This window comes from Catenovulum agarivorans YM01, from assembly GCF_000281085.1.
GTDB classification, from domain to species: Bacteria; Pseudomonadota; Gammaproteobacteria; order Enterobacterales; family Alteromonadaceae; genus Catenovulum; species Catenovulum agarivorans.
Genome location: NZ_JH767525.1, coordinates 197,784 through 224,040, shown reverse-complemented (window position 1 = coordinate 224,040; position 26,257 = coordinate 197,784). Strand labels below are relative to the sequence as shown.

The 26,257-nt window shown below is 40.7% G+C and carries 15 protein-coding genes, 1 other RNA gene and 1 pseudogene; 15 read left to right on the top strand and 2 right to left on the bottom strand.

The features are described 5' to 3' along the window. Positions 1–23 precede the first annotated feature (23 nt). The 5 genes from WSC_RS0108335 (at position 24) to WSC_RS0108310 (ending at position 8,114) form a co-directional block, all read left to right on the top strand. Positions 24–1,778 carry a RagB/SusD family nutrient uptake outer membrane protein gene (locus tag WSC_RS0108335; protein WP_016955468.1) on the top strand — a complete coding sequence of 585 codons (1,755 nt, stop codon included), beginning with the start codon at positions 24–26 and terminating at the stop codon, positions 1,776–1,778. Between the two features lie 57 nt (positions 1,779–1,835). Continuing rightward, positions 1,836–4,880 (top strand): FG-GAP-like repeat-containing protein, encoded by a 3,045-nt coding sequence (locus WSC_RS24055; RefSeq protein WP_016955467.1) that lies wholly within the window; start codon positions 1,836–1,838, stop codon positions 4,878–4,880. Positions 4,881–5,073: 193 nt separating this feature from the next. Continuing rightward, complete coding sequence (locus WSC_RS0108325) at positions 5,074–7,023, top strand: hypothetical protein (protein WP_016955466.1); 1,950 nt, start codon at positions 5,074–5,076, stop codon at positions 7,021–7,023. 272 nt (positions 7,024–7,295) lie between these two features. Beyond that, positions 7,296–7,619, top strand: coding sequence for a hypothetical protein (locus WSC_RS0108320; protein ID WP_016955465.1), 324 nt, complete (start codon positions 7,296–7,298; stop codon positions 7,617–7,619). Positions 7,620–7,727: 108 nt separating this feature from the next. After that, positions 7,728–8,114 carry a hypothetical protein gene (locus tag WSC_RS0108310; protein WP_016955463.1) on the top strand — a complete coding sequence of 129 codons (387 nt, stop codon included), beginning with the start codon at positions 7,728–7,730 and terminating at the stop codon, positions 8,112–8,114. A 256-nt stretch (positions 8,115–8,370) separates the two neighbouring features. On the opposite strand, the gene ffs is transcribed toward WSC_RS0108310, so the two are convergent. Continuing rightward, an RNA gene (gene ffs, locus WSC_RS24620) (signal recognition particle sRNA small type) lies at positions 8,371–8,467 on the bottom strand. Between the two features lie 202 nt (positions 8,468–8,669). Between ffs and aroA the strand changes: the two genes are divergently transcribed. Further along, positions 8,670–9,956 (top strand): 3-phosphoshikimate 1-carboxyvinyltransferase, encoded by a 1,287-nt coding sequence (aroA, locus tag WSC_RS0108305; protein ID WP_016955462.1) that lies wholly within the window; start codon positions 8,670–8,672, stop codon positions 9,954–9,956. Between the two features lie 501 nt (positions 9,957–10,457). Here the strand turns inward: aroA and WSC_RS0108300 are convergent. Further along, the gene (locus tag WSC_RS0108300) at positions 10,458–12,851 is read right to left on the bottom strand and encodes a glycoside hydrolase family 31 protein (RefSeq protein WP_016955461.1); all 2,394 of its coding nucleotides are present in this window, start codon (positions 12,849–12,851) and stop codon (positions 10,458–10,460) included. A 251-nt stretch (positions 12,852–13,102) separates the two neighbouring features. On the opposite strand from WSC_RS0108300, the gene WSC_RS0108295 reads away from it, so the two are divergent. The 9 genes and pseudogenes from WSC_RS0108295 (at position 13,103) to WSC_RS22235 (ending at position 26,256) form a co-directional block, all read left to right on the top strand. Then, the gene (locus tag WSC_RS0108295; protein ID WP_157447234.1) at positions 13,103–15,079 is read left to right on the top strand and encodes a glycoside hydrolase family 97 protein; all 1,977 of its coding nucleotides are present in this window, start codon (positions 13,103–13,105) and stop codon (positions 15,077–15,079) included. 52 nt (positions 15,080–15,131) lie between these two features. Further along, a complete protein-coding gene (locus tag WSC_RS0108290; RefSeq protein WP_157447233.1) occupies positions 15,132–17,855 on the top strand; it encodes a TonB-dependent receptor in 2,724 nt (907 codons plus the stop codon). A gap of 107 nt (positions 17,856–17,962) precedes the next feature. Further along, on the top strand, positions 17,963–18,478 hold the full coding sequence (locus tag WSC_RS0108285; RefSeq protein WP_016955458.1) for an RNA polymerase sigma factor: 516 nt from the start codon (positions 17,963–17,965) through the stop codon (positions 18,476–18,478). Then, positions 18,468–19,529: a FecR family protein gene (locus WSC_RS0108280; protein ID WP_016955457.1), complete on the top strand. Its 1,062-nt coding sequence runs from the start codon at positions 18,468–18,470 to the stop codon at positions 19,527–19,529. The genes WSC_RS0108285 and WSC_RS0108280 overlap by 11 nt, the downstream gene beginning before the upstream one ends. Positions 19,530–19,793: 264 nt before the next feature. Then, positions 19,794–20,189: pseudogene (locus WSC_RS0108275) on the top strand (EAL domain-containing protein); the annotation flags it as partial. A gap of 313 nt (positions 20,190–20,502) precedes the next feature. Then, the gene (locus WSC_RS0108270) at positions 20,503–20,838 is read left to right on the top strand and encodes a hypothetical protein (RefSeq protein WP_016955455.1); all 336 of its coding nucleotides are present in this window, start codon (positions 20,503–20,505) and stop codon (positions 20,836–20,838) included. A 30-nt stretch (positions 20,839–20,868) separates the two neighbouring features. Then, a complete protein-coding gene (locus tag WSC_RS0108265) occupies positions 20,869–21,852 on the top strand; it encodes an Ig-like domain-containing protein (protein ID WP_016955454.1) in 984 nt (327 codons plus the stop codon). Between the two features lie 20 nt (positions 21,853–21,872). Next, complete coding sequence (locus WSC_RS0108260; protein ID WP_016955453.1) at positions 21,873–23,687, top strand: hypothetical protein; 1,815 nt, start codon at positions 21,873–21,875, stop codon at positions 23,685–23,687. A 10-nt stretch (positions 23,688–23,697) separates the two neighbouring features. Further along, the gene (locus WSC_RS22235) at positions 23,698–26,256 is read left to right on the top strand and encodes an RHS repeat domain-containing protein (RefSeq protein WP_016955452.1); all 2,559 of its coding nucleotides are present in this window, start codon (positions 23,698–23,700) and stop codon (positions 26,254–26,256) included. Position 26,257: the final 1 nt, after the last annotated feature.

The following is a 26,257-nucleotide window of genomic DNA, read 5'->3' as shown; positions in this document are numbered from 1 at the left end:
GAACAGTATTTAGAGAGAAGATTATGAAAAACTTAAAGAAACTTATCAGTGCGTCAGTATTGGCCGGTTTGTTAGCTGCATGTGGTGCAGATTTAGATGAGCCAGAACCAAAAGCCGTGTTAGGCCCAGACGCAGTAACAGAAGCAGAAAATATCGACCGTTTGGTTATCGCAGCGTATGCGTTTTTAGGCAATGATCACTATTCAATTCCACATTCGTTCTGGCTAACGGGCAACTTGCGCGCGGGTGATGCCCATAAAGGTGGTGACGGTATTGATGATGTGCAATGGGGTCATGAGCTATCGGTATTTACCGGTTTAAAACCTGATTTATCTCAGTTACCTAGAGACTTTATCGACATCAACAACAATCAATGGGTGCGTTGGTACGCCGCCGTTTCGCGTGCAAATGCAGCTTTATCAGCTATGCAAGCGGCGGATGTTGATGAACCTGCAAAAGAAGCTGAATTGAGATTTGTCCGTGGTATTTTCTACTTTTGGCTGAAAATTCATTACAAACATATACCGATTGTACCAGCTGATGCTTTACCTGCAGAGGTCGCACAAATTGGTAATCGTGATATGACAGACCAACAAACTTGGCAGTTTATTGTTGATGAGTTTGCCTTTGCAGCAAATAATCTTCCTGCTGTGCAAGCTGATGTTGGCCGAGCGAATAAATACTCAGCGCAAGCTTTCCAAGCTAAAGCCTTATTGTTTAAAGCTTATGTCCAAGATGAAAATCATCAAGTTACCAGTATTAACCAAAGTGAATTGGCAGACGTTGTGAGCTTAACCGAAAGCATTATTTCATCGGGTGAATATGCATTAAATGAAGATTACGCGAATAACTTTTTGTACGAATTCGAAAATAGTAAAGAGTCTGTCTTTTCTATTCAACGTTCTCAACAAGACGGTTCGCAAGATGGCAAAGGCGCATTTGCTTTTGCGTTAAACGGCCCGCAAGTTGAAATTGATGGTTTTTACGGTTGTTGTGGTTTCCACGTACCAACGGATAACTTTGTCAACGCGTTTAAAACAGACGCGACAACAGGTTTACCTTTGTTTGACAGCTATAACGACAGCATATACGTATATGCTGATCCAGTTGACCCTCGTTTAGACCATACGGTCGCGATGGAAGATAAGCCTGTTAAATATGACTCAAATGTTGTTCATAAAGGGGCTGACTGGGCGCGTAAAGCTGACCAATATGGTTCACACACCTCGATAAAAGAGTTAGAACTGCCTTCGTGCAATTGTTTAATGAAAAACGGTAATAACGACGTTAAACCATTTACTTTAACTTCAATGAATACACCGATTTTACGTTATTCAGATGTATTGTTGATGCAAGCAGAAGCTTTGATTGAAATTGGCGGTAATGACAATTTAGAAAAAGCACGAGAATTGATTAATCAATTGCGTGCGCGTGCGAAAAACAGTACTGACAAATTGGTCGCTGCTGGCGTGCAAAGTAACTACAAAGTTGAAGAGTATAGCCAAGCATTTGTTGACCAAGACGAAGCGCGTAAAGCGTTACGTTGGGAACGTCGTTTAGAGCTTGGTTTAGAAGGGCATAGATTCTTTGACTTAGTGCGCTGGGGAATTGCAGCCTCTTGGCTAAACAACAGTTATTTTCCAACTGAGCGTGAGCGCAAAGTATATCTAGCCGGTGCAGAGTTTAGCCCAGGTAAACATGAATATTTACCTATTCCGTTAGAGCAAATCGTATTAAGCCGTAACGGTAAAGAATACGTGCAAAACCCAGGTTATTAATCTGTTTTGAGAGTGTTGCTGCCCAGTGCAGTAACACTCTCCTTTTTAGAGGTAGATATGCGTTATTTATATTTTGTTTTGTTCTTGCCTATTGTTGTAGCTTGCGGCGGCGGCTCAAATTCTGATGCTACCAATGGCAACACTGACACGCCAACCCATGAACAACCACAAACTGAACAAACTATAGATGATGAAATTGCAAATTTGGCGGCACTTGCAACTTTTGATGCCAATGCAGCCAAACCACAGCATAATTTAGCAGCACAAGGTGCTATTTTTGAGTTAGGTAAAGCTTTGTTTTTTAGCACTGACCTGAGCATGCAAGATGATGTAGCTTGTGTATCTTGTCATCATCCACAGTTAGGTGGTGGAGATGCACTGTCATTACCTGTTGGTGTAGATGCACTTGATATTAAAGTGATAGGACCAGGTCGTACACACGACGGTGAACGAGTTAAAGACCCGTTAGCCGATGGTGGGCCAAATGTTCCACGCAACGCCCAAACCACCTTTAACTTGCACGTATACACAGAGCATATGTTTTGGGATGGCAGAATTGAGCGCTTAACTGACGGGATAAAAACACCTGATAGTGTAGCAAAACAAGCAGACCCAAGTGTAGGTGATGATTTAGTTGAAGCCCAAGCTAGATTTCCAATAGTATCAACTAACGAAATGTTTGGTCATGGCAGTGATGCTGGTAAATCCAATACAGACAAACGTCAAATATTAGTTGAAAAGCTTAAACAGAAACAAGTTTGGTTAGATCTTTTTACTACCGCATTTGCAGATGGCAGCGATGAAAATGCTGCTGATTTGCTGACAGTTGATAACATAGCTAAAGCTTTAGCCCACTATCAAAAATCGCAAGTTTTTATCGACGCCCCTTGGTTTGACTATTTGGCGGGCGACACATCTGCTATTTCTGAATCAGCCAAAAAAGGTGCATTATTGTTTTACAAACCGCTTGGGCAAGGTGGTTATGGTTGCAATGTTTGTCACAGCGGTGCAGGTTTTACCGATAATCAATTTCATAACATTGCGGTGCCGCAAATCGGCCGTGGCAAAAATACCGCTGCTTTTGACACAGGTCGTGCACTTGTCACTTCATTGCAGCAGGATAAATATAGCTTTCGCACACCAAGCTTGTTAAACATCGAAGTGACAGCACCTTACGGGCATTCAGGTGCTTATTTAACTTTGGCGCAAATGGTTAAACACCATGTGGGTGTTGAATCTGCACTTAGTGAGTTCGATTATTCTTTAACGAATAATTCACAGTTTGCCCATTTACCGGTAGACGCGCAGCGTAATCAAGAGCGTAGCAGTCGCGCATTTGAAATATGGCAATCGTCAGCAGATAGAGATTTATTGGCAACATCTGTATTTGGTCAAAACAATATCAATGATTTGGTTGCTTTTTTAACCACATTGACTGACCCATGCACTAAAGATGCAGCGTGTTTACAACCTTGGGTTGCAACAGGCTCAAATTCGGCCGAAGCACTCGCAATATTGCCCGCACAGTTTGCTACTTTTGATGAACAGGTAAATACATGGCAGCCTGCTACCAATAACGGCGGACAGCAAGGTCAAGGTGTAGATGAGTCGACAGCCTTTACTCATGTAAGTTCATTAACAGGGTTAGATTATAATTTAGCGGCTGCTGAATTTACCGATGAAATGCATACCATTGCTGGTGGGGTCAGTGTTGCCGATATCGATCAAGATGGTTGGCTAGATATATTTGTGAGCCATGGCAATCAGCCAGGCAAGCTATTTAGAAACAACCAAGGTGTATACCAAGAAATAACATCAACACAGTTAAGTAGTTTGAAAGGTATCCAATTTAGCTCGATATTTATCGATTTGAACGCAGATTCTTGGCCAGATTTAATTGTGCTTAATGACGATATCAGCTTGGGATATGTGCAAGTATTTATCAATCAAGCTGGCAATGGTTTTGTTGAAGATAGTAGTAAACAAGGTTTGAGTTTTAGTCGGTTTTCGCACTCAATTGCCGCAGGTGATTATGATGCAGATGGTGATTTAGACCTGTACGTAACTCATTGGAATACAGGCCGAATTAAACCTGTAAGCCGAGAGAATCTGTGGAGAAATGACAATGGTGTTTTTACCGATGTAAGCCATCTATTACCGGCAGCACGTAGCTCACAGCTTTATGGTGATATTGACATGCAATTTACCCCTGCATTTTACGATTACGACCAAGATGGCCGGTTAGACATACTTATTGCTGCAGATTTTGGAACATCACAAGTGCTAAAAAATACCGGTGACGAGGGTTTTATTGATGCGACTCCTGCAAGTATAACCGATGAAAACGGCATGGGCAGTGCATTAGGTGATTACGACAATGACGGTGATTTAGACTGGTTTGTTTCGTCAATATGGAACCCGTCAGTTCATAAAGCATATGACGGTGGTGAGTCGGGTAATCGATTATATCGTAATGATAACGGTAGTTGGGTAGATGCTACCGACACGGCTGGTGTGCGTTTTGGTTATTGGGGCTGGGGCGCTTGTTTTGCTGACTTCAACCAAGATGGTTGGGATGATATTTTTCATACCAATGGCATGACAGATGGACGTATTGCCAGTGAGTCGCAAGTCAGCCAGTTTTTTACTGATCCAAGCCTTTTGTACATCAACCAACAAAACGGAACTTTTACCGAAGAGTCGGTTGAGTGGGGCATATCGCATACAGGACAAGGGCGAGGTATAAGCTGTTTTGATTTTGATAACGACGGCGACCAAGACATCCTAATTGCACATAATGGTAAAGCACCACAGCTATATAGGAATAATAATCAAGGCAATTATTTAACTGTTCAACTTGAGCAGTCAGGGATTAATCGCAATGCGATAGGCGCAAAAGTGACAGTGGTTACAGATGCTGGCAGCCAAACAAAATGGCTAACGTTAAACTCTAACTATATGTCGAATAACCCAACGCTCGTTTATTTTGGATTAGGCCAAGCTCAGGGCATAACGCGCGTTGAAATTGTATGGCCAGATGGCAGTACAACATCAAAGCAGCAGGTTTCATTAAATCAAGTAATTGTTATTGCAAAACCGTAGGTAAAATATTTGTTGTAAATGTTGCAAATAAGGTTGTTATTAAATATATTAAAACAACGTTGTTAATTTGTTGAGTTGCAAGCAGCACCTTGTAACTCAAAGTAATTTGAACATGACACGGCGGAGTTATTATTTAAATTTCTATATTTACATAAGACAACGTTGTTAATGTTTGTATTCATGGGGATCAGAAATGAAAAATTTAAGTTCTATCGCGGGTTTAACTGCTTTAACTATTGCGCTTGCTGGTTGCAAAACCGGAATCGAAGATGCGCCTGCACTATCTGTGCAGCCGGGTAATTCAGAGGTGGTGATATCCGATCCACCGGAACCACCAAAAGAGTCTTATCAAGAGAGCAATGTTAATCAAACATTGAGCAATGTGAGTGTTGCGCCAGATGCATTTGCTCAAGTAATTGGTAGTTTTGACAATGCGGTTGCCACCTTGGATGCGGGATGGGTTGCAAGCGGCGCTTTTGCTAATCCGTCAAGCGAAGCAAGCTGGGCATTCTTACCGGATAACCAAGCAACTAACGAAACAGAGCCAACTGCATTTGTCGGTTTACATGGTGTTTCAACCTGTGAAATTAATGAAAATGCCCAAGGATGTGATGGCCCAACGGGAACTTTATTGTCACCATTTTTTAAAGTGGAATCTGCTCGTCCTTACGCAAGGCTATTAATGTCTGGTGGTAATCCAGAGGGAAGCAATGATGTTGGTTTGAGAGTATTAGACGAAAGTGGCAATGAAATTACTCGATTAAATCCTGGTAATTGCGCTGGAGCTTGGAATAAATCAAATGACGATTGGCAAACTATCGACCTAACTGCATATGCTGGAAAATTTGTTCAAGTTGAAATTTATGACAATGAAGAAGCAGGTTGTGGTTTTATCGCCTTTGATCATTTGCACATGAGTGCTTTTGCTTCACTTGTAACCGATTATTCAGAAACTGATGTTGATCAGTCTTTATTAAACGTCAGTGTATCAAACGATTCATTTACTCAAGTTATTGGTAGTTTTGATGATGCATTGGCCATGTTAGATAATGGTTGGAGCGCCACTGGTGCGTTTGCATCACCGGCTAGTTCAACTAGTTGGGCGTTTTTACCTGACAACAACATGACAGGTGAAACACCGGCAGCTGGCGTAGTTGGTTTGCACGCGGCATCTACTTGTGAAATCAACGAAAATGAAGCTGGCTGTGATGCGCCAACAGGTACACTCACATCGCCGCTATTTTTGGTGAACGAAGCACGTCCTATTTTAAATATCTTGTTATCGGGTGGTAACCCTGAAGGCAGCAATAATGTAGGGATGAAAATATTAGCTGCAGATGGCAGTGAAATTGCCAGCTACAATCCGGGCACCTGTGGAGACGCGTTTGTAAAAGGTGATCATAATTGGGTATCTCACGATTTAACCGATTATATTGGTCAAAATGTCCGAGTAGAAATTTACGATAATGAAGAAGCAGGCTGCGGTTTTGTCGCCTTTGATCATTTACATATGAGCTCAACCGCTGGCCCAGCAAATGATTACAAAGAGAGTAACCCAGACCAAAGTGTTGCTAATGTCACAGTTGCGGATGATAGTTTTACCCAAGTGATAGCCAGTTTTGACAACCCATCAGCAATGATAGCGAGTGGTTGGCAGGCAACGGGTGATTTTGTCCCAGCTGAAGGTACTTCTGCTTGGACATTTTTACCAGACAATCACTCTGGCGATAATGGTGAAAAAAATGCGCAAGTCGTAGGTTTATCAGCGGGTTCAACCTGTGAAATTAACGACAATGAAAAAGGTTGCGATGCACCTACTGGTACACTCACTTCACCACAATTTGTGGTAAATGCTGAGCGCCCTTATTTAAACGTTAATTTAGGCGGCGGCGATGCAGGCAAAGCAGTTGGCTTAAAAGTGTTAAATAGCAATGGCGAAGAAATTGCTATTACCCAACCACAAACCTGCAATCAAGCTTGGTTAGGCGCAGGTGGGACTGTTGACACCAACTGGCATACTTTAGATTTGTCTGATTATATTGACCAAAGCGTCCAGGTTCAGTTATTTGACAATGAATCGGGCGGCTGTGGTTTCTTAGCATTTGACCACATTCATATGAGTGCGACTCCGTTGGCACAATAGTAAATTACAGCACAGAGTTCTGTTGGAACACTGTGCTTTTCTCAAAACCTTCCTGAGATCAACCGAGCTAACGCAATATAAACTGCTGAGATTGTTCCAATTTATGCTCGAATAAGTCAAACCTTGCTTCTACAGTAAAAATTGTAGTTGACTTTAATTATATATGAACTAAGTTTCTGAAATTAATTATTTTTATTGATAGATTTACTGTTTTGCAACAAGCGAAAAAGTGTAAATATCGATCAATATGCTGTTAGCAATGAAGGGGAGTTATGCGTAAAGTATTATCGTTTCTATTTGGATTAGCTATGCTCATAGGCATTGCTTGGGGCGGGTATTGGATTATTTCCCAAATTTGGGCACAGTTTAAGTCTTTAGACTCAAAGATCGCGTTGGCAGCTATAACAGCTTTCACCACTGTTACAGTATCAACTTTAACGGTTGTATTAGGTAAGTACTATGAGCGTAAAAAAGACATCGAAGCGCACTTAATACTACAAAATGCAGAGCTTTTTCTTCAAATGGCAAAAAAAAATCCAAAAGTCACATTGGATGATTTAGCAAAAAAAGAGAAGGAGCTTGGCCTAAATGGTTAACAAAGCCATCATGAAGATATACAAAAAGCTTGGTTTGCGTCACTTAGCTCCTAACTCTAGCCAAGCTTTTTATCGTCCAGATAGCGGGCTGTATTTGCCAAGGAAACTATGAAGTTAAACTCACCACATATTCCGTTAGGTATAACCTTTGAAGACGGTTTAGCAATACTAAATACAGTTTCGACTGCAATTGAAAGGTTTGAGAAAGATAACGAGGATTTTTATCAAGTTAGTTCTAACGAATTCTCTTGCGGCTTTTATGTAAAAAATGGTTTCGTAAGCTCTACTTGGTATGATGACTCGCTGGGGCGAGATTCAGAGGAGGGTATTAATTTAAAAGTTACTCTTTACCTACAAAGATACGGCGATATTTCAGATTGGGAAGAAGGTATAAATAACGGTTGGATTCAATTTTTTTCAAATAAAAAGTCTGGTATTGGTTTAGCTTACGGCCTTCATAAAGATGTCATTAGGTTTAATCAAATTGGTAAATAACAAGGCCTTTAAATTGGATTTATAACAATTGTCTTGCTTCTGATGTGGTTCAGATTTTAACCACCCAAAATAAATTATCTTCACAAAAACCGAAATGAAGCGGTGGCAAAGTAACTCAGAAAGTATTTTAAATTTTTTAGACCACTTTTTACCTAATTTAGAAAATGAGTATGGGATTGAATTTGAAAAACAAGACTATTCAAAAGTTCGGAACAGTTGAAGCGTTGGAAAAATTAGTAAAATAAATGGGTGGCAACCTTGCCAGCGACACCTCGGCACATGAGTTATTCGCTGTGGCTGCTACCTTCCGGTCCTGACCAGGTTCACGAACTATCATTGCGAGGGAACCAACAAGGTTACCATAATGAGACGCTGTGCATTATCCATATTCATAGGTGTTTCGCAAGCCTTGTTGCTTAATTTTAGCTTTTTGTCGTCTGAATGCTGTTTTATTCAACAAATTCATGGTTTTTAGTTGAGGGTTAAATCGCATTAATGCTCAATACTGGGTATAATCTTGCCAATTTTTTAAGTTTATAGATAAGAGCAGAGTTGATGGAAAGCTTAACAGTTGCACCTATTACCGCAGTTGACGGTGAAGTGACCATTCCAGGTTCTAAAAGTTTGTCGAACCGCATTTTATTATTAGCTGCACTCGCAAAAGGCGAAACGCACATTACCAATTTATTAGACAGTGACGATATTCGCCACATGTTAACTGCACTTAAACAGTTAGGTGTGAGTTACGAATTATCAGCGGATAAAACTGAATGTAAAGTAACAGGTTTAGCAGGTCCAATTAACTTTGATGGTAGTGCAGAGCTATTTTTAGGTAATGCTGGTACAGCAATGCGCCCATTAGCTGCGGCTTTATGTTTAGGCCAAGGTGAGTTTGTTTTAACAGGCGAGCCACGAATGTTTGAGCGCCCAATCGGCCATTTGGTTGATGCTTTACGTCAAGTTGGTGCTGACATCGAATATTTAAAAGATACGGATTTCCCACCATTAAAAATTAATGCGACTGGTTTAAAAGGCGGTCGTGTTGAAATTAAAGGTAGTATTTCTAGCCAGTTTTTAACTGCTTTATTAATGGCTGCGCCTTTAGCTCAACAAGATTTAGAAATTGTTGTGATTGATGAGTTGGTTTCTAAACCTTACATTGAAATTACTTTAAGTTTGATGAAGCAGTTTGGTGTTGAAGTTGAAAACCAAAACTACCAAGTATTTAAAGTTAAAGCGGGTCAAACTTATCAGTCACCGGGTCGTATTTTAGTTGAAGGTGATGCGTCTTCTGCTTCATACTTTTTAGCTGCTGCGGCCATTAAAGGTGGTACGGTTAAAGTAAATGGTGTTGGTACTAAGAGTGTGCAAGGTGATGCGCGTTTTGCTGAAGTTTTAGAGCAAATGGGCGCGATTGTTGAGTGGGGCGAAGAGTACATTTCTGTAACTAAGAGTGGTCCATTACGTGCGGTTGATGTTGATTTAAACCATATCCCAGATGCTGCTATGACTATTGCTACGGCGGCTTTATTTGCTGAAGGTACTACGGCTATTCGCAATATTTACAACTGGCGTGTTAAAGAAACAGATCGTTTATCTGCTATGGCGACTGAGTTGCGTAAAGTTGGCGCTACGGTTGAAGAGGGTGAAGATTATATTATTGTAACTCCACCAGTTGAGGTGCAAACTGCGGCAATTGATACTTATAACGATCATCGTATGGCGATGTGTTTTAGTTTAGCTGCTATGGGTAAAAACCCTATGATCATTAATGATCCTAAGTGTACTGCGAAAACTTTCCCGAATTATTTTGAGTTATTTGAGTCAGTTGTAAGTCACTAATTATTAGATCTCATATCCCAGAATATGCCCACTTAAATAAGATTTGAGTGGGCTTGCTTTTCCCCACATCATTTCACATTTTTTGAATTGTATTGCGTCAAGTGTGGTGCAATATGTATGGAAATCACTAGAGCATAACTATCACAAAAACGCTGTTTCTAGATTCAAGCAAACTTTGAGTAGATTATTCGTCCCTGAAGGGCAGGCCCTGTCGCCGTCCTTGGCTCCACCTCATCAGACTGCGAAGCGGTGCTTCGGTTCTGATTCGCCCCTGAAAAAGAGATTTTGCTCTAAGTTATTGCACTAGCACTTTCCTACATTTTTATCGCTGTTGTTTATTCTAGTAGCAATAAAAATGCTCGATAAAAGTCCAACTGAATGCTGATTTTCTAAAACTTCACAAGGCAGGGAAGCCTTGTGAGAGCGACCATGGACGGTGTACAGCGCTTTTAGAAAATCATGCTTCAGTTGGGCGTGTTGCCACTGGACCTGAACCCCTTATTAGTTTTTAACTATTAAATCGATAGCTTGATGATTCCATTCAAACTCGACCACAAGTTGTTTTAAATAGGGTAAATAAGTGCTTTTGTGGACTAAATTTGTTTGATTCAACAATACCGAGTTTGGTTCTGCAATATTGTGAATAACCAATTTTATTTGTCGCTGCGCCGGCATACCGTCATAAGCTGTATTTGGACGCTTTGCTGCTAAATTAATCTTTAGATTGTTGTTAGTATGTTCAGCAGTAAAGTTCAGGCGCTCGTACAGACCTTTAGCAAATGCTTCAGGTGTTTCACCGTCATCTTCATACATATAGCCACTTGCTTGGTTAATCGAGTTGCTGTGGTAATAATGCAATGTAAGCTGGTTACTAGTGTAGTTCGCCGCATTGGTTACAGTTTCTACCATAGGGATAAAAGAGCCAGCTTTCACCAAGACAGGAATGGTTTCTAAGTTGACAGGAATTTTGTGTTCAGCACCACCTAGATAGCGGGTGTCATCCCAAAAATCGAACCACTCGCCAGCGGGTAAATAGACAGATTGGTGTTTCACTCCGGCGGTTGTGACTGGCGATACTAACAAGGCATCACCCCACATATAGGCGCTGTTGTTGTTAATTAACTCTAAGTTGTTTTGTTCTTGCAAAAATAGTGGGCGCATTAGTGGCATGCCAGACTGGCTATTTTCAAACGACATAGTGTAGAGATAAGGGATTAACTGGTAGCGTAAATGCACATAACGTCGAATAATATCTTTAGTTTGTTGATCGTGAAATACAGGCTCAGGCGCAATATTTTCTAAGCCATGTGGACGGTATATGGGTTGAAACACACCGTATTGCAGCCAGCGTATATAAGCCTCTGCATCCCAGTTATCACCAACAAAACCACCTAAATCTGAATGGGTATAAGCCAGTCCCATTAAGCCCATTTGCAAACTCAGTTCCACTTGGCCTTTTAAGCCACCCCAGCCTCTTTGCACATCACCTGTCCATGGAATTAACCCATATCTTTGTGAACCAGCGAAACCTGCGCGCATAAATAAAAATAGACGTTTATCAGGAAAGTCGACTTTCTGATTTTCATAAATTAATTTTGCCCACTCATGGCCAAAGGCATTGTGTATTTCATCACCTCGACCTGCTTTATGGATTATATCGTCAGGGTGTACTTCAGGCTCGCCTAAGTCGCCCCACCATCCGGCAACACCTTGTTTCATTAAACCTTGGTATATATTCCAAAACCACTGTTTGGCTTTGTCGTCAAATACATCAACTATGCCTGTATGGCCGAAGTAAAAATCAAATGTTTGTGCTTGGCCTGAGCTGTCTTTGGCCAAAACTTGATTGTCGACCGCGTCTTGCCATTTTTTAGAGCTGGTTAAAATAAATGGCTCTGTGATTAACACTGTATTTATGCCTTGCTGTTGAAAATCTGCCATCATCTTTTCTGGTTGAGGAAATGCTTCTCTGTCCCATTGCAAGTTACCCATGTGGCCTTTAATGTCCTTGCCAAACCAATACAAATCGAAAATAATTGCATCCAGTGGGAAGTCGTCTTCGGCAAATTTACTAACTAAGTTAGTTGCTTCTTGTTCGTTGCGATAACCAAATCGGCTGGCTAAATAGCCAAATGCCCAGCGTGGTGGCATAGGTTGTTTACCTGTTAGCTGTGTATAGGTATTGATGATATTTTTATAATCAGTGTCAGCGACTATGTAATAGGCGAGGCGACCACCAACAGCTTCAAACGACACTGTGTTTGCTTCTGTTTTTGCTAAGTCCATCCAACCTTTGGCTGCATTGTCGAACATTAGCAGGTATTTTTTCGAAGAAATAACCCCGGGCAAACTGTAATTCATTTGCTCAGAGTAGGTTGAATAATCACCATGTGGTTTGTTGTATAGCGGTAGGCGATGGCCACGTCTATCCATACCGAGCACACGCTCGCCACCGCCTAATAATTTTTCGTCATCCGATATTTTAAACTTAACGCCGGAGCCATTTTCCCCGCTGAAAAAACCTTGTTCTTTAACAATCAACTGCTGATGTTTATCAAGGTAACTGATTGTTAGAGGTGATTTTTGGATAAACGCTTGCAGCTCACTCGTTTTTAAAACTAGCTGGTGTTTGTTATTCAGCAGTTGAGCGGGTGATGTGGTTAACTCGGGTAGTAAGCTGAATGACGCGGGGTGTTTTTTCCCCTCAGGTTGGAACTCTGTTTCAATTGCGTTGTTTGCTAGCACTCTAACAATAATTTTGCCATCGTCTGCTTGAATGATCAGCTGACCGGCATTATAGCTGTGCGATATATAATCTCTTGCCTGTAGTGACCATGCAAAACAAAAGCACAATAACGCAAAGATTATTTTCAATAGTGAATTATGTTTTATCATTTCTGTAAAACCTCATGTTTTAACCTTTAAAGGTGTTAATTAACTTTATATTTACACTATTCTAAAACGATTAAGTTGGCTATTGATTTACTTAGCTTCACATTTGAATACGTATGCAGCGAAAAATGGGTGCCGATTTTTTAAATATAGAGTCTTTAAGTTAAATAGGTAAATTTTTGAAATCATGTAGGTGGGTAATGCAGTTAGTTAAACTATACATAAAGCTCTTATTTATAAGTGCTTTTTCTCTAATGAGCTTGTTGGCTCAAGCTCAAAGTAACAGTGAAACCATTGAGGTGTTGTCACCAAATGGACAAGTTAAGGTCAGTTTTTTACTAGAGCATGGCAGTATTTATTATCAAGTTGGCTTTAAAAATATGCCAATTATCAATAAATCATCACTCGGGTTTGAGCTATTGGATAAGCCCCAGCTTGCACAAAATTTCAAAATTGTTGCCAGTGAACAAACTCAAGTCAATCAAAGCTGGCAAGCTGTTTGGGGCGAAAATGCCCAAGTTGAAAATAATTACACTCAAGCCATTATCCGCTTGGCGCAACAAGACCAATTATCTAGGCAGTTAAATATACATTTTCGGGTATTTAACGACGGTGTAGGCTTTAGATACGAATTTCCACAACAGCCCAATTTAACCTCTTTTGCAATCAGCAAAGAACTGACTCAGTTTGCAATGGCAGAAAATTACACTGCCTGGTGGATACCTGCATATAGAGATCAGCGCTATGAGTATCAATATTTAAAATCAGCGCTCAGCAGTATAGATTACGCACATACGCCTTTGTTAATGCAAAACAAAAAAGTCGCAGTTGCCATTCACGAAGCCGCGTTAGTTGATTACGCGTCTATGACCCTTAAATTATTGACCGATAATCACAAAACACTGGAGGCAGATTTAGTGCCTTGGGCAAATGGGGTAAAAGTATATGCGCAAGCACCTATGTCGACCCCGTGGCGAACCATTCAAGTTGCTGATAGTGCAGTGCAACTTATTAATTCGAATCTGATTTTGAATTTAAATGAAGAGAATAAATTACAAGACGTCAGTTGGATTGAACCAAGCAAATATATGGGTATTTGGTGGGAGATGCATATTGGGCAAAAGTCATGGAGTCCGGGACCTATGCAAGGTGCGACAACTGAACGAGCAAAACAATATATTGATTTTGCGGCTAAGCACAATATTAAAGGTGTATTGGTAGAAGGTTGGAATAAAGGTTGGGAAGGCAACTGGTGGGAGCGAAAACCAACTTTTATTTTTGACCAAGCTGTAGATGGTTTTGATTTGGCTCAGGTCAGCCAATATGCTCAAGAAAAAGGTGTTGAACTTGTAGGCCATCATGAAACTGCAGCCGGTATCGCCCACTATGAAGCACAAATGGAACAGGCATTTGCCTATTATCAAAAACACGGTATTCGCTCAGTAAAAATGGGGTATGTAGGCACTCGCGTAGATGGTGGCGAATGGCATCATGGCCAGTTTATGGTACGCCACTTTAATAAGTTAATTAAAACTGCAGCCAAATACCAAATAATGGTTAACGCGCATGAAACCATTAAAGATACTGGCTTGCGTCGTACTTACCCAAATATGATGACGCGAGAGTGCGTGCGTGGTATGGAATATAATGGTGGCAGTCCAGACGGTGGCAACTTGCCTAACCACACTGTGATCATTCCATTTACCCGTGGGTTGTCAGGACCGACAGACTTTACCCCTGGGATCTTCAATTTTGCTTATCAAGAAAAACGGCCAAATAATCGGGTACCGACGACACTTGCTAAACAGTTGGCTTTATATGTAACTATTTATAGCCCACAGCAAATGGCTGCCGATTTACCTGAAAACTACCAAGATCACCCTGCATTTCAGTTTATCTACGACGTTCCGACTGATTGGCGTAAAAGCATCGCATTGGCTGGAGACGTTGGTGAATATTTAGTGGTTGCTCGCCAAGACAAACACAGTGAACAATGGTTTTTGGGTGCAACCAGTAATGAAGACGCACGTAACCTCAGCGTGCAACTTGATTTTTTACCTAAGGGACAAAAGTTCAAAGCTGTTATTTATGCCGATGGTGCAAATGCGCATTGGCAACATAATCCGGCTGCTTACCAGATAACTAGCCAGCAGGTTACAGCTAAATCAAACCTTTCACTGCAACTTGCAGCGGGTGGTGGCGCGGCTGTTCAATTTATACCTGTTAATTAATTGCTACAAAATACAAGGATGTATTTCTATCTTCTATACTTAGGGTTTTCCGTTGACCGTTAGAGCAAGAGTGATCCTATTTAGATATTGGTTAAAACTTTGTATTTGTATCACAACTTTTACTGTATATGCGCAAGATGCAAATGTGAGTTTGGACGACTATTTACAGCAATTAACTCAGCTACACCAATTGCAACTGGTGTACGAGTCGCGGTTAACTCAAGGAAAATCTGTTACAGCAACACAGCTCAAGCTAATGCTTGAGCAAGTTGCTTTTCAAAAGCCACTCTCGCAAATATTACAACAGCACAATTTAACATTTAAGCTGTTGAATAATGGCACTCTCATTATTGTTGAAGCTAAGCAATCGTCAGCTAATTTAGCTGTCACTCAGGTTAAAAAACGCAGCTCGAAACACAAGTTACCCATGGAAAAAATAGTGGTAACTGGGATCAATTTAGCCAACAAATTTTCTTTGTTTCAAACTGCCTATCCAGTCAGTGTTATTAGTGAAAGTGATACCGAATTACAGCAATCATCCTCTGCAGCCGAGGTACTAGCTAAAGTGCCGGGATTATATCTAGAGCGCTCTGCTGGTACTGTTGGCAATAACGCCTACACTAGAGGTCTACCCAATGATAACTTTAGATATGTACGCATGTTGGAAGATGGCTTGCCCAGTTTTGAAGAAGGGGCAGGCGCTTTTACCAATGCTGATATTTTTATTCGCATGGACAAAAGCATTGCCCGTATAGAGGCGGTAAAAGGTGGCTCTGGTTCAATAGTCGCGTCTAATGCAGCTGGTGCGACTGTGAATATAGTTAATAAAAAAAGCACTGATGTCGCAGAAGGCGAGTTTGTTTGGACAACAACGGATTTTGGATTGCAAAGGCTAGATGTATTTGCCGCATTACCTATCACGGACGCTGTTTCTGCGCATGCCGCTGGGTATTGGAGCAATGGTCAAACAGTGCGTGAGTTACCATTTAACTTGCCCGCTGGTGGACAGGTTAAATTCGGCATCACTTATGTTGATGAACTGGCCGATGTACATTTTAACTTTAAACGTATTCACGATCACAATGTGTTTTATCCCGCTGTACCTATGCGCAACCAAGCGCAGGGTTTTGCGAATTTAAATCCAATTAAAAGCAGTTATATGTCTGCTGATATGGCTGAACTCAAGTTATTTGATGGTCAGGGGCAGAGAAAAAGTGTTTCAAATTTAGAGCAGGGGGTTGAAAGCAGTTTATCTAGTTATACTTTTTTGACCACTTTGAGACTAAGCCCAAATTGGCAGCTTGATAACAAGTTAAGGTACGTGACTGGCTCAATTGATTTTTCTGCTGCTTTTTCTGGTGGTGCTAGGCTTGCTGATCTATCCAGTGAATTAGCGGATATTCAAGCTGACTATACTCAGGTAGATAGCTTTCGTTTTGCTTATTTAGCCGAGCCGCAACAACTAGTCAGTTTGCAACAGTTGCCGAATCAATTGCTCAACGATGTCGGCATATGGCGCTCGCAAGTAGACTTAAATAATTGGATTAACGACATTAATTTAAATTACCTCTGGCATGGAGAAAACGATTTAAGCCATTCACTGACGTTAGGTTATTACCATAGCCAGTTTCAACAAACACAATTGTGGAATTGGCAATCTGTTGTGACTGAAGTAGTTGATAGTGCTCGACTGATTGATATCTTTGCAGTTGATAAAAATGGCCAAGTTGTTGTGCCCTACACAGACAAAGGTGTATGGAAGCATCACGCAAATTTAGCCGAGTTTGCGGATGATGTGACTTATTCAGCTTGGTATTTGGTCGACAACATTCAACTGAGCGACACACTGCGACTCGATCTGGGTTATAGATATCAAAGCGTTGATAAAAAGGGTTTTGTGCGGCCAACAGAGCAGAAAAATTTACGTACAGATGAAACTGATGCTTGGATTTTACAGCAGGTCAGTGTTTTTCAGCCTAAGGTCGAACCTTATGTTTATGCTGCAGATGCCCGTGCTTGGACTCTTGGTCTAAATTACGATTGGTCTGAACAGCTGGCTTTTTTTGCTCGCTATAGCTCAACATTTCGTATTACCGCCGAGTTTGCCCAGTGGTTTGATTGTTGTCAGCCGATAGAAAAAAATATTTCCTTGATTGAGCTTGGCAGTAAATTAAACCAAGGCAAGTTGTCTGCTTTTGTCACTTTATTTGCCAACGACTTCCCTGAGATAGCAATATCCAATCAAATAATTGACGAAGAAACTCAACAAGTGGTCATTGAGTCGGCGAACGCAGGTTCAAAGGCGCACGGGGTTGAGTGGGACTTGTATTGGCAAGCGCTGCCTTGGCTCGACTTTACCTTTAGCGGCTTTGTTCAATCATTAAAATACAGTCGTTTTGATTCAGTGCAAGGTGACTATCGCGGTAAACAAATTGTTCGTCAGCCAAATTATCGGTTAAATCTACAAAATAAATATTATTGGTCACAAAACCAGCATTTTATCTATGTCGCTGCAGAGCTAGTGGGGCGGCGCTATCAAGATGCTGCCAATACGCTTGTGTTACCTGCGTATGCTATCTGGTCGCTGGGCGGTGCATTTCAGCTAAACGAAGACTGGTCGCTTAATTGGGTGATCAATAATTTAACCAATGAATTGGCCTTAACCGAAGGCTCTCCCAGAGCGAGTCAAGTACTGGCACATCAAACTGACTATTTTGTTGGTCGTGCTATCGACGGCCGCAATAGCCATATTTCTATCAAATATAGGTTCTGGTAAAAGAATTTTGCACAAAACAGGTACCGATATTTGGGTTTTTCACTCATATATTAATAGAAGCGTGTTTTAACTTCTTTCTTCGATAAATTGCTAGGAAATATCAGCCAATGTGGGCAAGTAAAATTGCAAGTATATATCAGGAACATAGGTCGTCACTGCACAGATTTATTGCCAGTAAACTTGCAGATAGCGAGCTGGTAAAAGATATTGCCCAAGAGGCGTATTTGCGTTTGTTGAGAGTCGACAATAGCAAGAATATAGATAACCCACAGGCTTATCTGTTTACCATTGCGCGCAATTTGCTCAACGAACATTACGCGGCAAAAAAACACAGCAAAGTTTCGCTAGATGATGAAGTTAAACAAGCAGAACTCGCTGAAGTACTGGTTGATCACCGCTTGGCTGAACACGAAGTGGATAGCTTACAAAAAGATTTAATTCAGGCAATTGCAGTATTGCCACAAATTCAGCAACAAGTCATTTTAATGCATCGTCGAGACGGTATGACCTATGACGAAATAGCCAATAGTTTAGGTACAACCAAAGGTATGGTTAAAAAACATTTAGTTAAAGCAGTGGTGCAGTGTAAAGCATATTTGAGGAAATGTGGTTATGAACAGTAAATTTGATGATAACTACAGTGAAATTACTGAAGAAGCCGCAACTTGGTTAGTTGAACTACAAGAAAATGAAAACCAAAGTGAGCGAGCAACAATAACGCAAAATCAAGCGTTTATGCAGTGGTTGCAGCGCTCACCTATACACGTGCGTGAATTTTTAGCTGTGTCGAGCATGTGGCATGAGCTTGGAATGCTTGACGAAAAACAGTATCGCCAAATTGAACAGCAGTTAGTGATTGAGCAGCAGGATAATGTCACTAAGTTATCTACAGACTACCAGCACAGCCAAGTGGTAAAGGCTAACAAAACACCGGCAAAACTCACTTGGGTTATGTCGTTAGCCGCAAGTGTATTGTTTGTATTGTGGTTGTCGTTTTTTCAGACAAGCAGTTATCAAATTGAGTCGCATTCGACTCTAGTTGGTCAGCAAAAGCAGCTAATATTAGATGATGCTAGCCAAGTTAATTTAAATACCGCCACTAAACTTGCGGTTAAGTTTACTGAGAAAGTTAGAGCAATTGAATTATCTCAAGGTGAAGCGTTATTTTCTGTACGCAAAAATAACCAACGGCCCTTTGTTGTTGATGCAACCGAGGCGAAAATACAGGTGGTTGGCACAGAATTTAATGTGAAAAAATTTACCGCCAATAATACCAACAAAGTTGAAGTTTTTGTTGTTGAGGGCATTGTGCGGGTTAAATCAAATTATAGTGATGAAGAAATTACCTTAACCCAAGGGCAAGTTGCGATTGTTTCTGCACAGGCTGTTGATGGTCGATATATTCATGTTTACGACAAAGGACAGTCACCAGTTGCTTGGTTAGAAGGCAAAATTGTCTTTAACGCCCAACCTTTAGATGAAGTAGTTGCTGAGTTTAATCGTTACTCTCATCAAAAGATTGTTGTTAACTCAGAGCAATTAACCAATGTTGTGATAACCGGGGTTTTTGCTACCGCAGATAGCCAGGCACTTATTGATTATTTGTCTGAAATCAAAAATATCCAGGTTGAGCTAGCGCCAAATGGCGACAAGGTTATCAGCTTGAATAAATAAGCTTAAAATAATTTTCTGGTTTTCAACTCGCTCCTCAAAGCATAGTTGAATCTTTAGGTTGTATGTTTCCAATGGCAGCATACAACCTTTTTTTTAGAAATTATAATTCAGTGCCTTAATAACAATCGAGCGCAGCGCCCACTTTTAATTGGTAGTCTTTTTAAAAAGAGATTGAATGCAAATTACACAATATGTTTTGAAGAACGGGCTGTGGGTTCGGCCTTTGACCAACTCTGAGCATTCCAACTAGCACCGGCCAATACAAAGCTTCTAGAGTTTGAGTTAACTGAAACCGCTTTGTTTTCTGATCTCGGCTATGTTCAAGAAGTTATTCAACGATTTAAACATTACGGCATTCAATTTTCAATTGATGATTTTGGTACAGGGTATTCTTCTTTCGGGTATTTACAAAGTTTAGATATCGATTATTTAAAAATTGATCTGAGTATTATCCAAGCCTTGGGCACCAATCCAAAATCAGCCGCAATCGTCAAAAGTAGGATAGATGTTGGAGTTAACCTTGGTTTAAAAGTTATTGCTGAAGGTGTTGAAAACACTAGTAAGGCAGAAGGTTTGAGGGCAATGAAGTTTCATTGTGGCCAAGGGTATCTTTATGCTCGACTCTGCGAAGAGTCTCAGCTGATCGCATTGCTATCATGAGGTACGTCCTCGAGACTAGACCTAAAAAACTAATAAGTCAGCGTAGATAGCGATATATCATCTATAGTTATTCGAATTCTTCACCTCTCTTGTGGTTAGAAGCCGACAATGGCATTTAGTTCGACTTCTTATGAGTAATTCAGGTTAATTGGGAAATAAATTTGCACAAAACAGGTGCCGATATTTGGTATTTTTACTCATCTGTTTAGAGAAGCAAGCGGTAGCTTTTTATCAACTAATTGCTATTGCCTCTGGATCTTGGCTTTTACTTTAAATAAGACGCTTAACGCCATATTGTTTTAAAGGATATTATATGAATTTAACTTTATTTTTAATTTGGATTGTTATGAAAAGCATTGTTATTACCTTCGTACTGTACGTATCTACTGTTTCAATCGGTTTTACCGATGAGTTGGTAGAAAGTGACACTTTAGTCAGCAAAGATCTTCAGATTAAAAGCGTGTATAAAGCGAATGATTTAACTTTTCTTGTGATTTGCCAAAATAATACAAACGGGAGCGTGTCAATCGAAGAAAATCAAATTTGCACATTTTCTGAAGACAACAATAAAAATTTCTGTAATTTGGCCACGAAGTGGACTTTGGATGATGCTTTGAGTTATGTATGTAGCCAGCCCTCAGCTAAATAAAACCTCTCTATACACAAAAAAGGATAAGTTATGGAATGGACTTATTGCAAGATAGTCGCAATCGCTTGTTGTTTGACCACAATGGCACTCAATGTCAATGCATCAGAGACTAACTTTGAAACCGGATTCGGTCAGTTTACAAATCCCGCTAGTGGCTCCGGCTATAAAAGTTTCACCCGACGAACAGGGGCGACACCATCCGGTGGAACCGGTCCTAACTCGGGCGCTGAAAATAGCAATTATTATGTCTATATGGAAACCTCCAGCGGAGCCGCTCACTATGCTGGGGATACTGCAATATTGACCTCAGGTTCAGCCACAGCCAGTCACGTATCATTCTATTATCATATGTATGGTCTTGATATCGGCACGTTGGCTGTTGAAATATTAGATGGTAGTGTTTGGCGTCCGATCTGGCAAATATCCGGACAACAACAAACTAGCGCCTCTGCCCTTTGGGTAAAACAAACGCTGGCACTTTCACTTAAACCTGAAGTGCATAAAGTACGCTTTGTCACAATTGCTAAAGGTGGATACAGGGGGGATATTGCTATTGATCAAATAAAGTTTGAAAGCCCGACAGAGCCAAACCTAATATATCAATACGATACACTTGGGCGCTTAACCCTAGTTGAAGATAGCATAATTGGAAATAAATCATACGATTATGACCCTGCTGGTAATCGCAAAACGGTGACGGGAAATAGTTCAACGCCACCTGAAAACACACCGCCAGTCGCAAAAAATGACAGTGTGTATTTATACGGGCTATATCAGACAGTGAAGGTCAATGTGTTAGCAAATGATACAGACGCGGACGGTGATAACTTAAACATAACCGCGATAAACAATTCGGACGGGCGTCTCTCAGTTTCAAACGCTGGAGGAGGAAATATTAATGTTATGGTCGTTTATAGCTCATCCTCTTCATTCTCTACTGGTTTCACCTATACAGTGAGCGATGGAACATCACAGAGTACAGCCACTGTTTCTGTATATTTTTCTAATTATTAACTAACAGGGAGGATGATTAAATGAATTCTAGTAGTCACTCAAACCATTCATTTATTAATAAATTGAGCGTTTTAACATTATTGGTTGTGATGGCGTTCCACACCAAGAGCGCAAATGCTCAGGAAGATTTAGGGCCGCCATTGGATAGGGCTGCAACAGATGAAGCGAATGTGAATTTACTGTCAGGACAACCGGTATTTACCCAAACAGACTTAAAAATAGGACATGGGAATTTATCACTGACTCACACATTTAGTAGTTATGCTGGTTTTTTCGCTGGTTTTTATGACAATAACTACCAATTTAAAATTGCTTTCAATCCGGCAAGTTCACTGACTACTGTAAATATAGGTGGGCATGTTGAATATTTTTATTCCTCATCCGGACAGTACCGTTCGTACCGTGGCAGTGGTAGCTCACTGGAAGGGAATTTTACAGATGGTTTTATATACACTGATAAAACAGGAATGAAACTGTTAACACAGAGTCAATCTAATAATCGGTTTTCAGGTTATGCCCAACTGGTTTATCCCAATGGGTTTACTGTCAATTTTATGCCGAATGGTATCGAAACTAACAATGGATTACAGTTCAGGTATGAATATCTCAGTGGTTTACCGAAAAAAATGTCAACTATTCAAGCGGTCAACGTGGCATATGAATATTGCCCTCCTGCTTCAAACAGCTGTCGTTACAACATCAACTGGCCAAAGGTTGAGTATACGTGGCCTTCAGATGAAGATTTCTCTTCTGATGATGGTAGAGAAATCACCTTTAAAGTTAAAGATCCCGAAGGTGTCATGACACACTATATTCAAAAATACTACATTCCAAGTTTTGGCCCTTCAAGAAAGTATCTGAAGGTTATCCGCGTAGAGGAAAGTGGTAGTACCCAACCGAATCGAACTTATGATTATGCCGAAAATTATGAGTGTCACGCAGATCCATCTGTTCCTATGCCATATTGGAACTGTACTGATCCAATATTTCTGGTGTGGAAGGCCAATATTAATGGACGTGCTTATACTTATGATTTTAACTTTTCATCCAATAGTGTTGGCTCAAGTGGCTCTGTTCAAACACTACATGGTCAGGGGACTGGGCCTAAAGGTACAAGTACAATAAGTGCCTACCATCATAGCAGCGTCTCCCTGCCAACTATCTCTCAGTCGTCTTGGTATGGCACAGGAAGTGCGTATTACACACCAGATAGTAGCAACAGAATATACCAACTAACTGACCAAGGAATTAAAACTACCTATGAGTATGGTCCCCGTGGAAATATTACAAAACGCATTCAGCATCCAGCCAGTAATTCAACGCCAGCGTTGTCGGACATTATTCAAGAAGCGGGCTATCCAGATACATGCGACAATTTGAAAACCTGCAACAAACCGCTTTGGACAAAAGATGCTAACGGCAATGTAACAGATTATGAATATCACCAAGAATCTGGCCAAATTCGTAAAATAACTAAACCATCTGACGAAAATGGTATTCGGCCAGTCACGCACTATCAATATGAACAGAAATATGCGCGCTACTACAAAAATAACGCAACAACAATTGAACAAGCCGACTCACCTATATGGTTGTTGACTAAAGAAATTACATGTATTGCCAAAGCAGCAACAGAAACGGGTTGCCAAGCTGGAGATGCTCTAACCACAACTTACGAATATGGCAAAGACACAGAGGCTAATAATTTATGGTTGACAGGAACTGTTGCTGCTTCTGCGTCAGGTGAAAGTCGCCGTACTTGCTATGAGTACGATATGTATGGCAACCAAATAGGTGAAATTTCACCAAGTGCAAATTTAACTGAGTGCCCATAAGGATATAAAAATGAACATAATTAAACCATTATTAGCCTTAATTACTCTAGTTAGTTTTTGTGCCACAGCTTCTCAAACTGCAGGTTTATACAAATCAGCTAAACGTTACAATTTAGGGGGGCAGTTAACTGCTACGATTGAGGCAGCTCCAGATAGCGCTGGTTCGTTAAAATATTTAGCCACTCGCCAAATTTATAATTCACAAGGCTTGGTATCCATATCTGATGTAGGTTATTTGACCAGTTGGCAAGACGAAACAGTTCAACCTAAAGATTGGGTTGGATTTGTGATAAAGACTAGAACTGAAAACGAATACGACGGACTTGGACGAAAAACGCTTGAAAAAGTATCGTCCTCAGATGGAGTTATTCATGCGCTAAAACAGTTTAGTTACGACCAATATCATAGGGTTGAATGTGAAGCGATTCGAATGAATCCAACCACTTTTTATTCGTTGCCTGAAAGTGCCTGCACTCATACAACCAAAGGTGATTTCGGGCAAGATAGGATTACAAAATACAGCTACACCAAATTTGACAAGGTCGCAAAAATAACCAAAGCGTACGGTACAAGTTTGCAGCAAGACTACGCCACTTATACATACAATAAATATTGGCAGAAAGAATATATTACCGACGCTAACGGTAATAAAGCCTACCATGAGTATGATGATTATGGCCGTTTACACCGTTGGTACTTCCCCGACAAAACCACAGGTTCTGGCAACTACAACCTAAACGATTACGAAGAATACGGTTACGACAACAACGGCAACCGTACCTCATTACGTAAACGCGATGACCGTACAATATCTTACCAATATGACAACTTAAATCGCGTCATTAAAAAAGATTTACCAAGCACAACAGAAGATGACGTTTATTACCAATATGACTTACGCGGTTTACAAACTCATGCAACCTTTGCCTCAAAAACAGGCAAAGGGCTTGAAACTAAATACACACCATTTGGTGAAATTGAATATACGATAAACAATAGTAGCGGGCGCAGTTATAAAGTTAGCCATACCTACGACAAAAATGGCAATAAGAGGACAGTAAAATACCCAGACAACAAAGTATTTACTTATGAATACGATGGGTTAAACCGCCAACAATATATTAAAGATGACAGCAGCAATACTTTACTGACCAACGTATACAACAACTTTGGTGAGTTAACCAATGCAAATAGAATTAACACAGCGAACACAGCTTTGGGCTACAGCGATATTGGTCGGTTACAAAGTTTAAACCATAATTTATCGAGCACAGCGAATGATGTTACCTTTAGCTATGGTTATAACCCAGCAAGCCAATTAACAACTTATAACATTAGCAACACAGCCTACCACTTTGACCAAACTCAACAAAGTGAGTCGTACCAAGTTAATGGCTTAAACCAATATACAGGTGTTGGCAATAAAATATTTGGTTACGACGACAACGGCAACTTAACATCTGACGGCAGCAGTAATTTTAATTACGATATTGAAAATCGTTTAATCAGTGTAACAGGTGCAAAAAGCGCAAGCTTTAAATACGACCCCATGGGTAAGTTATATGCCTATACAGCAGGTGGAACAACCAAATATTTTGTTTACGATGGTGATGCATTAATAGCTGAATACAATAGCAGCGGCACTATGTTAAACCGCTATGTGCATGCAGTTGGCGCAGATGTGCCTGTTGTAGCATACAATGGCTCTAGTACATCACCAAGCAATGCGCAGTTTTTACACTCAAACCATCAAGGCTCGATAATTGCGCATAGCCATATATCAGGTGCATTACAGTTTAAAAATACCTACGACGAATACGGCGTACCTAACGGCAGCAACCAAGGTCGTTTTGGTTATACAGGGCAACTTTACCTCAAAGAAATTGGTTTATACCACTACAAAGCAAGAGTATATTACCCACAGATAGGCCGCTTTTTGCAGACCGACCCAATTGGCTATGAAGACCAAATGAATCTTTATGCGTATGTGGGTAATGATCCGTTGAATATGAACGATCCTAGCGGCGAATCTGGTGTGTCCCCATTTTCGATGATGAAGGCCAATCAAGGAGTTCGAGAAATCGCTGCTTCCAATCCTTCATTTCATAAAAATGCCACTATGGTTCAAGCTGCAGCTGTTGTAGCTGTTGCAGCGATGATCAGCCCAACAGTTGCAATCGCTACTGAAATAGCAGCTGTTAGCTCTGGGGAATTACCCACCGCTAGTGTTGCGATAGCCGGGTCTAGGCAAGGGGCAGATTTTATTGCGTCGGCTGATGGTGCTGTGGTCCATAACTCCACATCAGCGGTAAGAGAATCGCTTGAAGGTGCAGGAATGTCGGGAACAGCCGTTACAAACAAAGCTGGCACAGAGGCTGGAACAATCCATAATGTACCTGATATGAAGATGGATGTTAGAGTCATGGATGGGGGGCCTAATCATCCGCCCAGAATTGTGACTTCTAGGCAAGGTTCTTCACAAGCTGTTAATCCGGCTAATGGTCAAAATTTTGGAAACTTGAAAAAAGCTGAGCAAAGGGCTAGAAGTCACTTAGAGGTTAATCAATAAG

Excerpts from the sequence above, each read along its gene's own strand:
- WSC_RS0108310 (WP_016955463.1), top strand. The coding sequence starts at position 7,728 with ATGAAGTTAAACTCACCACATATTCCGTTAGGTATAACCTTTGAAGAC.
- WSC_RS24055 (WP_016955467.1), top strand. The coding sequence starts at position 1,836 with ATGCGTTATTTATATTTTGTTTTGTTCTTGCCTATTGTTGTAGCTTGC.
- aroA (WP_016955462.1), top strand. The coding sequence starts at position 8,670 with ATGGAAAGCTTAACAGTTGCACCTATTACCGCAGTTGACGGTGAAGTG.
- WSC_RS0108300 (WP_016955461.1), bottom strand. The coding sequence starts at position 12,851 with ATGATAAAACATAATTCACTATTGAAAATAATCTTTGCGTTATTGTGC.
- WSC_RS0108265 (WP_016955454.1), top strand. The coding sequence starts at position 20,869 with ATGGAATGGACTTATTGCAAGATAGTCGCAATCGCTTGTTGTTTGACC.
- WSC_RS0108285 (WP_016955458.1), top strand. The coding sequence starts at position 17,963 with ATGTGGGCAAGTAAAATTGCAAGTATATATCAGGAACATAGGTCGTCA.
- WSC_RS0108280 (WP_016955457.1), top strand. The coding sequence starts at position 18,468 with ATGAACAGTAAATTTGATGATAACTACAGTGAAATTACTGAAGAAGCC.
- WSC_RS22235 (WP_016955452.1), top strand. The coding sequence starts at position 23,698 with ATGAACATAATTAAACCATTATTAGCCTTAATTACTCTAGTTAGTTTT.
- WSC_RS0108320 (WP_016955465.1), top strand. The coding sequence starts at position 7,296 with ATGCGTAAAGTATTATCGTTTCTATTTGGATTAGCTATGCTCATAGGC.
- WSC_RS0108335 (WP_016955468.1), top strand. The coding sequence starts at position 24 with ATGAAAAACTTAAAGAAACTTATCAGTGCGTCAGTATTGGCCGGTTTG.
- WSC_RS0108295 (WP_157447234.1), top strand. The coding sequence starts at position 13,103 with ATGAGCTTGTTGGCTCAAGCTCAAAGTAACAGTGAAACCATTGAGGTG.
- WSC_RS0108325 (WP_016955466.1), top strand. The coding sequence starts at position 5,074 with ATGAAAAATTTAAGTTCTATCGCGGGTTTAACTGCTTTAACTATTGCG.
- WSC_RS0108260 (WP_016955453.1), top strand. The coding sequence starts at position 21,873 with ATGAATTCTAGTAGTCACTCAAACCATTCATTTATTAATAAATTGAGC.
- WSC_RS0108270 (WP_016955455.1), top strand. The coding sequence starts at position 20,503 with ATGAATTTAACTTTATTTTTAATTTGGATTGTTATGAAAAGCATTGTT.